Below are 14,510 nucleotides of genomic sequence, written 5' to 3' on the forward strand. Positions count from 1 at the left end.
GCTGTATCCGATTGAAACGTACCTGCTCGTGCACAACGTCGAAGGGTTGGAGCCGGGGCTGTATCATTTGAACGTGCGCGATTGGGTGCTGGAGGGGCTGAAGTTTGGCGACTTGCGCGAGTTTGCGCACACCGTCACGCACAATCAGCAAGCCGCAGGCGCGGCGGCGGTGAATTTCGTCTGGACGGCGATGACCGACCGCCAGCGCTGGAAGTATCACGAGCGGACGTACCGCTGCATCTTCTGGGACGTCGGGCACGTCGCGCACGGCTTGCATCTCGCCGCGCATGGACTGGGGCTCGGGTCGGTCTCGATGGGGCACTGGTTTGACGACGAGATGAACGAGTTCCTCGGCCTTGACGGTGTCGACACCTCTCGATCCTGATGACGTCGGTCGGCAAGATCAAGGGCGGGGACTGGCGCGAAGACCGCCGCCCTCCAAAACGCGCGTAAGAAAAAATCCGGCCTCCGTTGAGGGGTCGGATTTTTATTGCGAGCGGGTCGTCCTCGTGCAAAGCCCTCCCGCAAGTTCCCATGCGGGGCTCCACCAGCACGTTTTTTACGCCGGGTCGTACCACGCCAGCACCTCCGACCAATCTCCTTGGTCGTAGTACTCCGGCGGGTTTGCCAGCCCCGCAATCCACACTCCATTCTCCACAAACACATCCGCCCACTCGCGGGACGCGCGCACCCACGTCAACTTCCCCGCATGCGGCAGGAACTGCGGGTTCACATCCCCGAACTTGGGCGGCGGCGACGTGAGTTGTTTTTGACTGCCGTTTTGCAGGTTCACTTCATAGAGCTTTGGCAACGGACGCTTCGCCGGGTCTTGCTCCCACTGGGTCTGCGGGACGCGGGCGACGATGATGTGATCCCGTGAATGCCACGTAAACGCCGTCTCCGATTGCTGATCCGGCGTGAGTTGCCAGCGCGGGACGGCAGGCAGGTCGCGGACTTGCAGTTTTTTCGGAGAGGCGAGGACGAGGCGGCCCTCGCCCGAGAGAAAGCCAAGGCGGCTGGTGGTCGGCTCTGCGGGGTCCGGCGGCGCCCATTGGAACCACTGTTCCTTGTTGAGGATGATGCCCAGCGGATGGAACGTCTTGAAGTCACGCGAAACCACGCAGAGCGTGTTCTGATCCATCGACCACGACGCGGTGGGGTTGGCGATGAACGCGATCCACTCGCCGTCCGGCGACCACTTGAACCCCGACGTGCCGACCGCCAATTGCGGCAGGCCGTGCGTTTTTAACTTGCCGGGCACATCAAACAGGTGCTGGGCATTCTGCGGCTGCACTTGAAACGCAAGCGGGATGCGGTACAAACTCGGCTGCGTCCAGCCGCTCGGCAGCAAGTGCGCGTTGGACGAGACCAGAAAACCCCCGCCGTCCGGGAACCATGAGGAATTCCCCACTCCCAGCGCCACGTTCGCAACCCCTTTCGGCTGACCGGAGCGCAGATCGTTCACATCGAGCACGCCGTCGTCGTTGAAAGCGAGTATGTTTTCCTTGGGCGACCATTGGAGATCATGCCCGAGGTTGCCGACGCGGTATGATTTTTTCGCGTGCAGGTCGTACGCGCAGAGTTGATCCTTGCGCGAATACGCAATCCACCGCCCGTCATGCGACCATACCGGCGTCGAGTCGTCGCCGTCCTGCGTCAATTGCGTCTCCACCCCGCCGCTTTTCACCCACAGATTGCCCGCGCGGATAAACGCAGCTTTCAGTGCCGGTTCCTTTTTTTCCGCAGAAGAGGTCTGCGGCCAAAGCAACGCCGCCATCAACAACGCCGCTACCCATCTCTTCATAAAAAACACCCCCTGCCTACTGTTTCCAGCCGACCGGGGGTGCATGCAAACTCACGAAGCCTGATTCGCCGCCTCCGGCGTCTCCACATCCGCTCTAAACATCATGGCGCAGACGACGCCGCCGAACGCCATGAGCAGGCCTCCCGCCGCGACGACCGGTTGCACGGTGAAGAAGTCGTTCAGCCAACCCGCGCTAAACATCGCGAGCACTTGGAACCCGTTGGCAATCGTGTTGATCGTCATCATGGAGCGTCCTTGGTACTCGAATTTCACCCGCGTCTGCATCAGCGTCGCCATCCCGATGTTCAGCCCAATTTGTCCCAACGAGAACACGAGCAACGCCGCCGCCGTCGCGTACAGGCTCGGGTACGCCACCATCCCGCCAAGCCCGAGTCCCATGATCACCATCCCCCACGAGACGAAGCGCTGCATCGACAGCTTGATTTTGGGCATGAACAGGGAAGCGAGAAGCATGCCGATTCCCTGAACGGTGACGAGCGCGCCCATCATTTCCTTCGGCAGCCCGAGGAAATCCGTCGTGATGAAAATCTCCAACACCGTGATCAACCCGGCACCAAACCCGAACAACACGGTCGACACCATCAACGGACGCAGTACGCGGCTGTCCCAAGAATACCGGAAGCCCTCCACCATCTCGCTCCAAACTCCCGCCAAACTCTTCTGACTTTTCCCCTGCTCCAGCGTCTCTTCCACTTTCACGCTCTGCACCAACAGCCAAGTCAGCCCATACAACGCCGCCGTGATCCCAAGCGACCACGCCGCGCCGATCTTCAAGTACAGAAGCGTCGCAATCGGCGAGCCGATCAAAAGCATCGTGCTCATCGACATCTGGCGCAGACTCGCCGCCGTCTTGCGGTCTTCCTGCGGCACGAACAAAATCGTAAACGCCGGCGCCGCTGCCCGGAAAAACAGCGTGCCCACCGCCGACACAAACGAGATCACATAGATCATCACCAGCGACTGCCACACGATCGCCGCGATCAACAGCGCCATCATCACGACGCGAAACAAGATCGCGCCGAGGATCGTCCGCTTCTTGCGCCATCGGTCGGCAAACACCCCGACCACAAACCCGAACAGAAACACCGGCGCAAACTCACAAAACATATTGATCGAAAACGCCACCGACGACCCGCCCGACAAATCCAACACGATAAACATCATCACCATGTTGCGAATCCAGTCGCCGATCTCCGAGCCCCACGTCGAGATCCAATATCGCAAAAACCGCGGATTCCCTTTCAAAAAAGCCACCATCCCGAACACCCTCCCCCGTGTGACTTGCCATTTGCTGCTACTTCCCGTTCGTCACGTCTTCAAACATCGTCCAGAAGAGGCGGTACGACTTCGTGCCCGTGCGCATCGTGCCCCTTTCCTGCCAACGCTTGAGCAGCGCCACCATCTCGCTGCGCAACTCCGTGTACTCCTCGTCTGTCAGATGCGCAAACCCGATGCTTTCCATGAAGCGCTTGCGCTGCTCCGGCGGCATCGCTTCGAGCTCGCTCGCCGGGCGGTACAGGCGTTCCATCGCCTCGTCATGCGCCTGCCGATACGACGCCCAGAAATCGTCCATCGCGGCGTCCTTCACGCGTTTCTTGAGCCCTTTCGTTTCGGCGGTCTCCTGCACGTCGTCCCACTCGATCGAAATCGACATCGCAATCGGCAGGTAGAATTTCTCCACCACGCCCCCGCTCTGGCGCGTCTCCACCAACTGCAAGAGCCCCACGCGCTCCAACTCGCGCACATGGTAATGCACTTTCGACGGCGGCAGTTGCAAAGCGTCGGCGATCTGCTTGTTCGTGCGCGGCTCCCAGTCGTCGTAGAGGTTGAGAATCCTCACCCGGAAGTTGTTGGACAGAACTTTCAACTGGTCGAACGATTTGACGATATACGTGCTGTGTTTAGGGTCTTCCATCCGTTGTCCCCCTCCACGATCAAACGTTTTTTGACCGATCAAATTTTCTTGATCGTTACTTTGATCCTATTCCATTCCCCACTTTTTGGCAAGCACAAAAAAGCCCGCTTCGGCGCGACGGCCAAAGCGGGCTCTTTCCTGTTTCTGTATGGACTAGAGCTCTTCGAGTTTGATGATCGAAGAGGCCGAGCAAGACGCGTTGTGACCGCAACCGGCGCAACCGCCGGAGGAGCAGCGCGCTTGTTTCGTGCGGCGGACAAATTGAACCAATTGCCAAGCGGCGAATCCGAGGACGGCCGCGATGATGAGGTAGATCATATGGCTCCCCGCTTTCTACTGAATTGCTTACCAAATGACGAGGCCGAGGCGGTACACGCCGTACGCGACGATCCACGCCACGCCGAAGCTGTAGGCGACAGACGCCAGCGTCCATTTCCACGATCCGGTCTCGCGCTTCATCATGGCGACGGTGGAAACGCACGGGGTGTACAGCAAGACGAAGAACAGGAACCCAAGCGCGGCTGCGGGCGTGAACATGCCTTGCAGCACGGTGCCGAGCGACCCGGTGTCGCCCGACGCGTAGGCGATCGCCATCGTGGAGACGACGACTTCCTTCGCCAAGAAACCGGTCAACAGCGAGACGCCCGCTTGCCAAGACGCGAAGCCCAACAGCGCAAACACCGGCGCGATGAAGCCCCCGATCTGCGCGAGGAACGAGGAATCCATCGGCGACATCCCGGAGAACGAGAAGTTGCCGAGGAACCAGAGCAAGACCGACATGCCGAAGATGATCGTGCCGGCTTTGCGCACGAAGCCGCGCGCTTTGTCCCACGTGTTAAGCATGAGCGATTTGAACATCGGAGCGCGGTACGGCGGCAGTTCCATCAGGAACACGCCTTCGTCGTCCGACAAGAATTTCTTGAGCACGAACGCGGTACCGATCGCCATGACGATCCCGGTCAAGTACAGCAGGAACACGATCGTCGCTTTCCCGCTGTCAAAAAACGCCGAGACAAACAGCGAGTACACCGACAGACGCGCGGAGCACGACATGAACGGCGAGATAAACGCCGTGACCATGCGCCCGCGCTGGTCTTCCAGCGTGCGGGTCGCCATGATCGCCGGAACGTTGCAACCAAAGCCCAAGATCAGTGGGATAAACGCTTTGCCGTTCAAGCCGATCGTCGACATGAAGCGGTCCATCAGCACGGCGGCCCGCGCCATGTACCCGGAGTCCTCCAGGAACGAGAGGCACAGGAAGAGGATGCCGATCTGCGGGACGAACACGAGCACGCCGCCGACCCCGGCGAGAATGCCGTCGACCACCAGCGCGCGGAACCAGTCCGGGCTGTTCAGCCACGTTAACGCGCTTTGCACCCAGTCGGTCAGAGGACCGCTGAAAAACGTATCAATGAGGTCGGAAAGCGACGTCCCGACCCAAGAGAAGGTCACTTGGAACACCAAGTACATGAAGGCGAGGAAGATCGGAATCCCGAGCCACTTGTTGAGAATCAACGTGTCGATCCGGTCGGACAGCGAACGGTTGACGGCGTTGTTTTGCGACACGCACTCGGCGAGCAGCACCCCGATCCAATCGTAGCGCGCATTGCGAATGCGCTGGTCGAGGTTCTCGCCTTGCGTCGCAACGAAACTTGCACGCACCGCCGCCATCCGTCCCATCAGCTCAGGCGTTACTTCGGAGCGAATCGTGTGCTCCACCGTTTCGTTGCCCTCAAGCCAGGAGAGCGCCAGCCAGCGCGTGCTGTGACGGCGGTTGGCGGTCGTCTCGTCCGAATCGAGCAACTGAGAGATTTCGCGTACAGCCGCTTCGATGTCGTCGGGATACGGGATGAACAGACCGGACGACGTGTCGAGGCCGTTTTTCAACAGTTCGAGCAAGCGTTCGTGGCCCTTGGCTTTGCGGGCGACCATCGGGACGACCGGTGCGCCGAGACGTTGCTCCAAGCGGGAGCCGTCGATGTGCAGGCCGCGTCCTTCGGCGACGTCGATCATGTTGAGAGCGACGACGCTCGGCAGGCCCATTTCGAGCAGTTGAACGGTGAAATACAAGTTGCGCTCCAAGTTGGAGGCGTCGACGATGTTGATCAGCGCGCCGGGAGATTCCTCCAGCAAGTATGCCGTTGCGAGCTTCTCTTCCAAGGACTGCGCCGACAGACTGTAAATGCCGGGCAGGTCGACGATGACGTTGCCGGGCAGTTCCTTGATCCAGCCTTCCTTCTTCTCCACGGTGACGCCTGCCCAGTTCCCGACGTACTGGCGGGTACCGGTGAGTACGTTAAACAGCGATGTCTTGCCTGCGTTCGGATTGCCGGCTAAGGCGATCGTCTTCATGCTCCCCACTTCTTTCTAACAAGCTTCGATTGCGATTTGTTTGGCTTCGGACAGGCGGAACGAGATTTGATACCCGCGAAATTGCACGACCAGCGGGCCGCCGAACGGCGCCTTGCGGACCACAGACACTTCCGTGCCCGGCAGAAGTCCCAAGTCCATCATCCGTTTGCGGATCGATTCGTTCATGAAAAGATCCTTCACAACAGCCTTGATCCCTTCCTTGCATTCGCTCAGTCTCATCTCGCGTCGCCTCCATTGACGTTGAAAATCGTTCTCAGTATTTCTGTTACTCCAATGATAACGCTTCTCATCATCAGTTGTCTAGAGGAAATTTTGGTGTGAACGTTTGAGGAGAAAAAAAGCCCTCCTTACGCGCGGGGCGAGGAGGGCTTGATTTTTAGTTGTGTTCGACTCCGAATAGTTCCTCACCCGAGTTGGCGTCAAGTAAGATAGTCAACTTGGTAAAAACGGGAGGCGGGGCGCCAATGCCACCATGACCTTCGTCGTAGATCCCGTTGAATGTAACTAAATACGCAGGCGTTTTGATCATATGCCCGTCCGCTTTGAGCTTCGGATTTTTCTCAAGCGCTTCGGGAGAGAAAGCCTCCATGCTGGTTGTTGTCACCAGTTGATAGTCTACATTGACGGAAGAACACTCTTTCGCTGCTTGAGGGTACATCTTGATGGCGCGGTTATACGCGGCTTTAATATCAAAGGCAGGCGGAGATTGTGGGTCGGGAGAATCAAACTTCGTATCCGATTTGGTAAAACCCGAAATATCGTGCTCGGTGGTCATAGCAGGTTTGGAGAAAACCTGCCAGAAAACAATGCCGCCCACCGCGAGACAAACCGCCAAGGTCGCGAAGATCAAATAGATTTTTTTCATTCCCAAACCATTAGTGCGAGAAGCCCATTAACTCTTCGCCGGTTTGGGCATCCACTACGATACTCATCTCAGTATGGATGGGAGTTTGACCTTTGTAGTTTAACGGAACGTGACCTTCTTCATGAATTCCTTTGAAGGTCACGATGTAGACCGGAAATTTTTCCATATAGCCCTTAGCTTTTAGTTCCGGATTTTTCTCCAGAGCACTTGTTGTGAAGGCAGTAAAGTCTGGGTTTGTGACCAGTTGATACTCGATTTTGACCTGCTTACTTTCACTTGTAGCATCCGCATACTTGGTTTTGATCTGTTCAAGCACTGCGTTTTTATCCATCTTGGCTTGACCCGGCGGAACATCCAACCGCATGTGGATTTTACTCAAAGTCGTAAGATTCAACTCGGTCTGAGGGGTTGCCCCCGATTGAACGGTGACAATACCTGTTAAAACTACAGCCATCAGCGCGGAAAACCAGTAACGCTTTTTCATTAGAACCTCCTGTTAGTAACGAGTATCCCAGAATTTGATATATGAACTCGAACCATCGACACCATACTTGTAATTCGTCCTGTCAGACCCGCCGTATGCATTATTTACCCAGAACAAGCCTGGAGAGTAATAGGTGGTTCCGTTGAAGAAATAGCGAAGGCTGTCGAAGACAGCAGGGCTGGACGCACTTCCCGGGTAAGCAGCTGCCCACTGGTTTGTACCGTTAAGTTCCTCGGCGAAGGTGACACCAGTACCTTTGAATGCAGAGTAACTGCCGATTTGAGCTCCATCTTCTGTTCCAACAAAATTTCCTTTGCCATCATTGTAGAGTCGGTAGGCGTGAGTGACTCCCTGATCTGGGCCAACAGGGTTGAATACTTTAATATCATTGTCAGCACTGCCTCCGTAGTTGATTTCATAAAAATAATGAACTCCATCACCTGCATTATTTTGCTTGCTGGAAATTCCATAGCTTTTCTCCCAACCCACCTGTGCATAGATCGTATGCGAGTCATTTCCTGTAATCATGACCCAAGCACTGGAGCCTGAATTCGATCCGACAACAGGGTATGTGCTGGGAGTCTTGATGTTCGCAAAGATGGATGTAACCCCGCTGTCCGTTGCAGAAGGATAGCAGTCATCATAACCACCAACAAAAGCATTTGCACTGGCAGACTGTGCCACAAACAAAGACAAGACACCCATGACCGCAAGCGTTGAAATTTTAAATCGCATAATAAGCCTCCCTTGATTAGAACTATTGGAAAATATATCATATACAGTATGTTATTACAAGTTTATTTTAAAAATCATTTCATCATAATTACACATTGATTTACCGTACTCTTCATGCACTTCCCTCTTCTCCTTTTTCCTTTTTTTGTTATATGATAAGGTTGGAGGTGTTTACGAAATGATTCGTGGATTATACGAAGCTCATTTGCCTGTAGGCGATCTGGAGCGTTCGATTGCGTTTTATCAGAAGTTGGATTTGGAATTGGCGTGGCGGGATGAGGATACGGCGTTTTTTTGGGTGGAGAAGGGGAAGAGTTGGATCGGGTTGTGGGAGACGGAGAAAGTCGAGACTCCCTATCACCCGTCGCTCCGGCATTTTGCGTTTGGGTGTGAGTTTGAGGAAATCGAAGACGCGATTGCGTGGTTGCAGGAGCGCGGGATTCAACCGAGAAAGGATGCCCGCTTTGAGCCGAACCCACCGACGGAGCCGACCGTCCGTCCGCATCAAGCCAATGCCTCCGTGTACTTCGACGACCCGGACGGGAACAGTTTGGAGATCATGTGCACGTTGCCTTTCGCGATGGAGCCGGATGGTGTGCGGATGCTGTTCAGCGATTGGAAGAAGTCACGGAAATAAAAAAAGCATCAGGCTGCCGAGTGGGCGGGCTGATGCTTTTTTTTCTTATTAGTAAAGGTGCTTTCTCATGACTGCCTACTTTAGAGCACACCGAGAACACTCCTTGACCGGAAAGATTGCATACCGGGCTTTATGCCATTCGAGCGCTTCTTCCAAGGAATTATGCTCAAACCAACCGCCGTCGCGCTTCAATTGATCGAGCCCCTTGTAAGGAGTCTCCGCTCGATTTCTGACGTATCGGCATTCGCTGTTTCTGTGAAAGGTAAATCCTTTCGTGGGAAAGTCGATGTTTACGTACAACACACTGCTCACTCCCCGTTTCGCTCGAATTTCCATGCAACCCTCGTCTCATAGTATAATGGATTCACCGTTACCACCTGAAGGAGGCGTGGCGCATGGTTCTGCCACATCATGATCAAAAAGCTCCCTCCAACTATGCAGAATATCTCGCATGGGGAGACCAAGATCGTTGGGAACTGATAGAGGGCGTGCCCTTCAACATGACACCAGCCCCGTCAACGGAGCATCAAACCGTGATCAGCAACCTGCACGGCGAGTTTTATCAGTATCTCAAGGGCAAAGCGTGCAAATCTTTTGTCGCGCCGTTTGATGTGCGATTGTTTGCAGAGGACAAAGCGGATGAGGAAATCATTGACTATGTCCAACCGGACATCAGCATCATTTGCGATAAAAACAAACTCGACAGCAAAGGCTGTGTCGGCGCACCTGACCTCGTCGTTGAAGTGCTGTCTCCAAGCACCGCCAAAAAAGACCGCTCTGAAAAACTGCGACTCTATCGTGCAGCTGGGGTCAAAGAGTATTGGATCATCGACCCGTTAAACCAAACCGTTGAAGTGTACAATCAAGAAGAAAAACAAACCACGAACATCGTGGCTCGTGTCTATAGCAAGGACGACGTCCTGAAGGTTGGCATTTTCGAGGATTGCGAGATTGAGTTGAAGAGCGTGTTTGATTTTTAGGTGATAAAAGCCAGTTCCTCATGCGGAACTGGCTTTTCTTAATGCGGGGGCATTGGGTGCGGCCGTTGTCCAGTTTCATCAGCCGCAGCATCTCCTCCACCAGCACGGCACGTATTTTGATGGTGGAATGGCTGGCTTCCGTGGCGACGCTGACGACAAAATCCACATCACGCATCTGTAAAAATCTCCTGCATCGACGAGAGCCTCTCCTTACATTTCACATGAATCATCACGGTTGAGCCATGAGCCAAATTTGCCCGGATGGTTGTCTTTAGTACGAAACCTCCGAACAAACCCTCACAGCCTCCTCTAATGTGTGACAGTACATAGGAAGCACTTTTCCCCGCTTCAACCCCCAAACGGTGTACCCATGCACGCCAACTTTATCAACATAAGAATTCCATTCCCCCTCCGTCACCAATCTGACCTTCAGTTTAGGTCCTTCCCCAAACGAAGCGAGGTCAAACAGCTTGCGTGCGGAGTCTTCCAGGATTAAATGATCTCCCTTGGTGTCGATCGCCACAATTTCCAGATCATCTACCCAGACGATGAAATCCGGATTCCAGGATTTCGTCTTGCCGCTGTCAAGCAAGGGAATTTCCAGACCGCCTTTGGCAGGATTGCGCATCCAATCATGACCTGTTTCGTCAAGGGCGAAGGCAAACTTTTTTTCCAACGTATTTAAAGTCGAATACCCATCATGCAACGCATTTTTAAAGTCCACCCGATCACGCGGGTCCACAACGACATCTCCAACCCGCCAGAAAGCCAAGTGGTTTTGCACAACGGTTGAATATTCACAGTACGTTTGCGCAACACGCTCCGCCGATTCCCGCAAACGATTCGCCGCCGGACTGTTATGTTCAATCCGCGCGTCAAACTTCGGGTCCTCGATATCGCACACATGGACCGCTTGCCAATGGTACTTTTGCAACTCCCGTACGAACATCCAACGCGCCGTCACCAAATTGCTGTGTTCCACTTCCACCCATTCACGACGTCTCTCTTCTCCACGGCCGATTGTCTGCAACACTTTGATTTGGCTGCCCCGTCCCACCGTATTGACAGGGTCGTTTCGATAATCATGGATGTTGTCGGTAATCCGACGAATCGGCAAGATCGCCTCTGCCGAATTGACGGAGATCTCCGGCAAGAACCGAGTTTTCTTCGCCGCCAAAGCAGGTTTTGCCGCTTTCCCCGAATCACTCTTGTAGACAATTAAACTGACATCGGGGGATTCTGCGGCAATTTGCGCCTTGACTTCACTCAGAACCTCTTCAAAGACACTTTTTTCATCCGTTCGAATATAAAAATGGGCGGTATTCAACTCCGGGTGTGGATAATGGCGCGCTCCCGGCTGGCGCAGCACACGCCCGATCACCTGCGTGATCTGATCTTTCGACCCCATGTCTTTGTCTATATAGGCCAAGTAGCAATCCGGATCATCCCAACCTTCTTGCAGAGACAAATTAAAAATAATATGGCGGTAGTTCCCGGCCGAAAACGTATCGTAATCCGCCTCTCCTCCTGCAAACAGTCGGAAGTTTGCAGGCGGCGGATAATTCGCATGAAATTTTAGATTGCAGTAGACCGCGATATCTCTCGGGTCAACGTTCAAATTTCCAACGAGGTGGCGCCAGATGAGAATCGGACGGGCCGTCCGCTCCTGAAACGGCCGCATGCTGTCCTCTTTCTCACCTGTGCTTGTCAGGTTCGTGTTGCTGACATAGATCGCCTTGGGTTGTATCGGCAACTCGAGTTGTGCCGCCAAGCCTTGCAATTTCTCCATTTGCTCAAACATGTCGTTTACGGCAGCTTCCATGGGGGTCATATACCCGCCAAGCAAGACATGTTGTTTGACCAACCCCGCTTCTACAACAGCAGAACTTGGGATGGAAGTCACAAGGTCGGAACTCTTCCAGCCCTTGTCCTGTTTCAAACGGTTGATGATCCGCTCCAACACTTCCGGGATGCGCGTCGTCGCACTGGCTGCAAGGATGACGTCCGGCTCCAGTTCCAACAACAGCTCGGTCTGCTGATTCGAGAGGTTGTGCCCTTCATCATACACGATGAGAAAGGGCCGCCGTTTTCCGTCCTCCGTCTCGCGCTTTTTTAACAGTTCCCAAAGCGAATGGTCTGCATAGTCGAGATCAACTTGGTAGACTTTCCGGTCACTCTGTTCTTTGTCCCGCTGGTTAAACTTCCCGACGGTAGCGACAAGCATCAACCCTCGGTCCGCCTGTTCGATATCGGCCTGCTTGCATTCCAACAGCGGTTTGGTTCGATACCCGTTCAACAGGGACGCATACTTGCCTGCCGATAAGTTGGCATAGGTTTGCCACACCACGACCTTCCCCTTGGACAACCATAACACGATCGGTTCCACCGGCAAGCGGCTTCGAATTTGCTCCATCGCATCTGCGAGCACCACGGTTTTGCCGCTTCCAGTAAGGGCAGACAAGTTCTGATAAAAAGGAACTCGCTTCGTTGCCGTAACAAACAACGGCGCGTTCAGATATTCGAGGAACCGTTCCGCAATCTGAGTGGACGCACGAAGTTGAAAAGGTTTCAATTCCACGCCTTACACACCCTCCTCTTCCTCATGAAACGGATCGCTGTGCTCGTTCAGACCCAGATGAGACAAAATCTTGTCCGGAATTTTATAAAAACGGACACTTCGTGATTGGAAAATTTCATAGCGAGCGTACACGTGAAAGGGCGGATGCAATCCGGCGCGTCTCGCCTCTTCGTGAATCACCGCGTACGTTTCCATGTCCAGTTGTCCGACTGCGCCATGCTCTTCCCAGATGAGGAAATAACCCTCGCCCATGTCGTTTTTTCCGATTAGGTAGCGATACCCCTCCGCATCAAGTCGGATTAAGTTCGAGGAATTGCGTCGTTCGCTCTCCCAATGAGAGGTGATGACAACATCGACCAGTTCGTCCTTCTTCATCGAGAGGACGGCAGCCGCGTCGATTCGATTTAGCAGTTGCCGAAATTCAAACCCGCCGGGGAGAGGCAGAGCGGTCGCTTCCAAGGACCCGTTCGACGAAGGGCGCTGACCCGTAATGGCGCGACGCACTCGTTCGTGCGTGAGACTTCGCGCATAAGCATCCCCTTGTTCGGGACTTCCCTGTTCAATCAAGATAAACCGGCGGTCTGATCCCGTCTCGTAGTTGAGTTCCAGAACTGCGTGCGCGGTTGTTCCAGACCCTGCGTACGGATCAAGCACAAGACCGTTTGGCGGACACCAGAGTTGGATGATTTTCTTCATCAGTTTCAGCGGCTTGACCGTCTGGAATTGATGTCCCTTGCCCAGGATCGTATCAAGTTCATTGATGCCGATTTGGCTGTGTCCAGACTCTTCATGATCCCATGATTGCACACCCAGAGCCTCCGGGTCTTCGTACTCTTCGTCCGCCCAGTAGGTCAATGGGATTTTGCCCTGTTTGACATGCTTCAGATAGCGCTTGATCGCGGGCCGGCCCTGACCGTTAGAGGAGAAGTACAACATCGGCCACACTTCATGATCCCGAATCGCTTCTGCTGCTTGCCGTGCCGCTGCAAGTACCGTGTCCTCCAGTTGTTCTGTCGCTTCGACGACCGGGTTGTTGTCAAGGTTTTGGTCGGAAGGCACGCGGGGGACCGGTGCGTTTTTGAGCACCAACGCTTTCGGGCGTCCGTCCCCCAGATCGCGTTCGACGTACGAACTGCCCCAAGCTTCCAGCCATTCTTTCATTTTTTTCTTCGGATTCGACCAAGCGCGGGCGCCTGGATAATGAAGGGCTCCCGTGAACGGAGACTGAATGGCGTACCGATCCTTGGCGGCCGGCGTCGCGACCGTCGGGTCGCCGTTGGTCTTCCAAGGACCCTCGGGGTCTTGATCCGGGTTTTTGTATTTGGCGTTCATCGCCTCATCGCGGGAGAGCAAGCCTGTCTTCGCTTGCTCCTTGTCGCGGGCGTAGACTAGCACATACTCCGTCGCGGAGGAGACATGCTTGCTGTCGTTCTTGGGCGCGTAGGATTTCTGCCAGTTGATGATGGCGATCCGGTTTTGTTCACCAAACACTTCGTCCATCATCATGCCGAGGTGGAACAATTCGTTGTCGTCAATGCAGACGGCGATGACCCCGTTGGGCTTGAGCATGGCTTTCATCATGTTCAAGCGCGGCATCATCGCCTTCATCCACTTGGTATGCCGCGAGCCGTCTTCGAGCGAGACGATATCGCCCAAGTCCGGGTCGTTGGGATCTTCATCCCAGCGGTCGTTGTATCGAAAAAACTGCCCTGTGTTGTACGGGGGGTCGGTGACGATCAAATCAACCTGACCCCGATATTTGTAAAGCGTAACCATCGCTTGCAGGTTTTCGCCTTCGATGAGCAGATTGCGTGCTTGTTGGTCTTCCGGACCTACGCATAGTTCGCGTACGACTCGTGTGACACGAGGACGGACTTTCTTTTGGATCTGTTGAATCATTCTCTTACCGGAGAATTGCAAGGCTATTCCGTTGGAGTTCAGGAAATCCCGGACGATGTTGAGAAGGTCGTCCCGTTCAAGTTTTTCAAGGTCTACAGAAGGGTTCATGGAGACACCACCTTTCCATTCTCAATTATCCTATTGTGTAATCTCATTCTACACAAATTCCTTTTTTGAGTAAACAAAAAGAAAACAACCCCTTCTCCGCTTGTGGAGATA

The 14,510-nt window shown here is 54.4% G+C and carries 14 protein-coding genes; 3 read left to right on the forward strand and 11 right to left on the reverse strand.

Going from position 1 to position 14,510, the window contains the following annotated elements; genetic code table 11:
• The first annotated feature begins 28 nt into the window (after nucleotides 1-28).
• Nucleotides 29-385 (forward strand): SagB/ThcOx family dehydrogenase, encoded by a 357-nt coding sequence (locus EL26_RS14475; RefSeq protein ID WP_052036405.1) that lies wholly within the window; start codon nucleotides 29-31, stop codon nucleotides 383-385.
• A 174-nt stretch (nucleotides 386-559) separates the two neighbouring features.
• Here the strand turns inward: EL26_RS14475 and EL26_RS14480 are convergent, their stop codons facing one another.
• The 9 genes from EL26_RS14480 to EL26_RS24990 form a co-directional block, all read right to left on the reverse strand.
• Nucleotides 560-1,804, reverse strand: coding sequence for a PD40 domain-containing protein (locus EL26_RS14480; RefSeq protein ID WP_052036406.1), 1,245 nt, complete (start codon nucleotides 1,802-1,804; stop codon nucleotides 560-562).
• A 51-nt stretch (nucleotides 1,805-1,855) separates the two neighbouring features.
• Nucleotides 1,856-3,082, reverse strand: a complete 1,227-nt coding sequence (locus EL26_RS14485) for an MFS transporter (protein WP_038090280.1) — start codon at nucleotides 3,080-3,082, stop codon at nucleotides 1,856-1,858.
• A 37-nt stretch (nucleotides 3,083-3,119) separates the two neighbouring features.
• Nucleotides 3,120-3,740 (reverse strand): transcriptional regulator, encoded by a 621-nt coding sequence (locus EL26_RS23875; RefSeq protein ID WP_052036407.1) that lies wholly within the window; start codon nucleotides 3,738-3,740, stop codon nucleotides 3,120-3,122.
• Nucleotides 3,741-3,893: 153 nt separating this feature from the next.
• Nucleotides 3,894-4,058: a FeoB-associated Cys-rich membrane protein gene (locus EL26_RS24620; RefSeq protein ID WP_081857223.1), complete on the reverse strand. Its 165-nt coding sequence runs from the start codon at nucleotides 4,056-4,058 to the stop codon at nucleotides 3,894-3,896.
• A 27-nt stretch (nucleotides 4,059-4,085) separates the two neighbouring features.
• Nucleotides 4,086-6,092 (reverse strand): ferrous iron transport protein B, encoded by a 2,007-nt coding sequence (gene feoB, locus EL26_RS14495; RefSeq protein ID WP_038090282.1) that lies wholly within the window; start codon nucleotides 6,090-6,092, stop codon nucleotides 4,086-4,088.
• A 15-nt stretch (nucleotides 6,093-6,107) separates the two neighbouring features.
• Nucleotides 6,108-6,332 (reverse strand): FeoA family protein, encoded by a 225-nt coding sequence (locus tag EL26_RS14500; protein ID WP_038090285.1) that lies wholly within the window; start codon nucleotides 6,330-6,332, stop codon nucleotides 6,108-6,110.
• Between the two features lie 157 nt (nucleotides 6,333-6,489).
• Nucleotides 6,490-6,978, reverse strand: coding sequence for a hypothetical protein (locus tag EL26_RS14505; protein ID WP_038090291.1), 489 nt, complete (start codon nucleotides 6,976-6,978; stop codon nucleotides 6,490-6,492).
• A gap of 10 nt (nucleotides 6,979-6,988) precedes the next feature.
• Nucleotides 6,989-7,462, reverse strand: a complete 474-nt coding sequence (locus EL26_RS14510) for a hypothetical protein (RefSeq protein ID WP_038090293.1) — start codon at nucleotides 7,460-7,462, stop codon at nucleotides 6,989-6,991.
• A gap of 12 nt (nucleotides 7,463-7,474) precedes the next feature.
• Nucleotides 7,475-8,197, reverse strand: a complete 723-nt coding sequence (locus EL26_RS24990; RefSeq protein WP_152559273.1) for a hypothetical protein — start codon at nucleotides 8,195-8,197, stop codon at nucleotides 7,475-7,477.
• Nucleotides 8,198-8,375: 178 nt separating this feature from the next.
• Between EL26_RS24990 and EL26_RS14520 the strand changes: the two genes are divergently transcribed.
• Nucleotides 8,376-8,834 (forward strand): VOC family protein, encoded by a 459-nt coding sequence (locus tag EL26_RS14520; RefSeq protein ID WP_038090297.1) that lies wholly within the window; start codon nucleotides 8,376-8,378, stop codon nucleotides 8,832-8,834.
• A gap of 395 nt (nucleotides 8,835-9,229) precedes the next feature.
• On the forward strand, nucleotides 9,230-9,814 hold the full coding sequence (locus tag EL26_RS14525; RefSeq protein WP_038090299.1) for a Uma2 family endonuclease: 585 nt from the start codon (nucleotides 9,230-9,232) through the stop codon (nucleotides 9,812-9,814).
• A gap of 271 nt (nucleotides 9,815-10,085) precedes the next feature.
• Here EL26_RS14525 and EL26_RS14530 read toward each other — a convergent pair whose 3' ends face one another.
• Together EL26_RS14530 and EL26_RS14535 are read right to left on the reverse strand one after the other, a co-directional pair.
• Nucleotides 10,086-12,392 carry a DEAD/DEAH box helicase family protein gene (locus tag EL26_RS14530; protein WP_038090308.1) on the reverse strand — a complete coding sequence of 769 codons (2,307 nt, stop codon included), beginning with the start codon at nucleotides 12,390-12,392 and terminating at the stop codon, nucleotides 10,086-10,088.
• A 3-nt stretch (nucleotides 12,393-12,395) separates the two neighbouring features.
• Nucleotides 12,396-14,399: a site-specific DNA-methyltransferase gene (locus EL26_RS14535; protein WP_038090310.1), complete on the reverse strand. Its 2,004-nt coding sequence runs from the start codon at nucleotides 14,397-14,399 to the stop codon at nucleotides 12,396-12,398.
• Between the last annotated feature and the right edge of the window lie 111 nt (nucleotides 14,400-14,510).

This window comes from Tumebacillus flagellatus, from assembly GCF_000714935.1.
GTDB lineage: Bacteria > Bacillota > Bacilli > Tumebacillales > Tumebacillaceae > Tumebacillus > Tumebacillus flagellatus.

Bases quoted from the DNA above. Each gene is read 5' to 3' on its own strand.
- EL26_RS14480 (WP_052036406.1), bottom strand. From the start codon at position 1,804: ATGAAGAGATGGGTAGCGGCGTTGTTGATGGCGGCGTTGCTTTGGCCG.
- EL26_RS14485 (WP_038090280.1), bottom strand. From the start codon at position 3,082: ATGGTGGCTTTTTTGAAAGGGAATCCGCGGTTTTTGCGATATTGGATC.
- EL26_RS23875 (WP_052036407.1), bottom strand. From the start codon at position 3,740: ATGGAAGACCCTAAACACAGCACGTATATCGTCAAATCGTTCGACCAG.
- EL26_RS24620 (WP_081857223.1), bottom strand. From the start codon at position 4,058: ATGATCTACCTCATCATCGCGGCCGTCCTCGGATTCGCCGCTTGGCAA.
- feoB (WP_038090282.1), bottom strand. From the start codon at position 6,092: ATGAAGACGATCGCCTTAGCCGGCAATCCGAACGCAGGCAAGACATCG.
- EL26_RS14500 (WP_038090285.1), bottom strand. From the start codon at position 6,332: ATGAGACTGAGCGAATGCAAGGAAGGGATCAAGGCTGTTGTGAAGGAT.
- EL26_RS14505 (WP_038090291.1), bottom strand. From the start codon at position 6,978: ATGAAAAAAATCTATTTGATCTTCGCGACCTTGGCGGTTTGTCTCGCG.
- EL26_RS14510 (WP_038090293.1), bottom strand. From the start codon at position 7,462: ATGAAAAAGCGTTACTGGTTTTCCGCGCTGATGGCTGTAGTTTTAACA.
- EL26_RS24990 (WP_152559273.1), bottom strand. From the start codon at position 8,197: ATGCGATTTAAAATTTCAACGCTTGCGGTCATGGGTGTCTTGTCTTTG.
- EL26_RS14520 (WP_038090297.1), top strand. From the start codon at position 8,376: ATGATTCGTGGATTATACGAAGCTCATTTGCCTGTAGGCGATCTGGAG.
- EL26_RS14525 (WP_038090299.1), top strand. From the start codon at position 9,230: ATGGTTCTGCCACATCATGATCAAAAAGCTCCCTCCAACTATGCAGAA.
- EL26_RS14535 (WP_038090310.1), bottom strand. From the start codon at position 14,399: ATGAACCCTTCTGTAGACCTTGAAAAACTTGAACGGGACGACCTTCTC.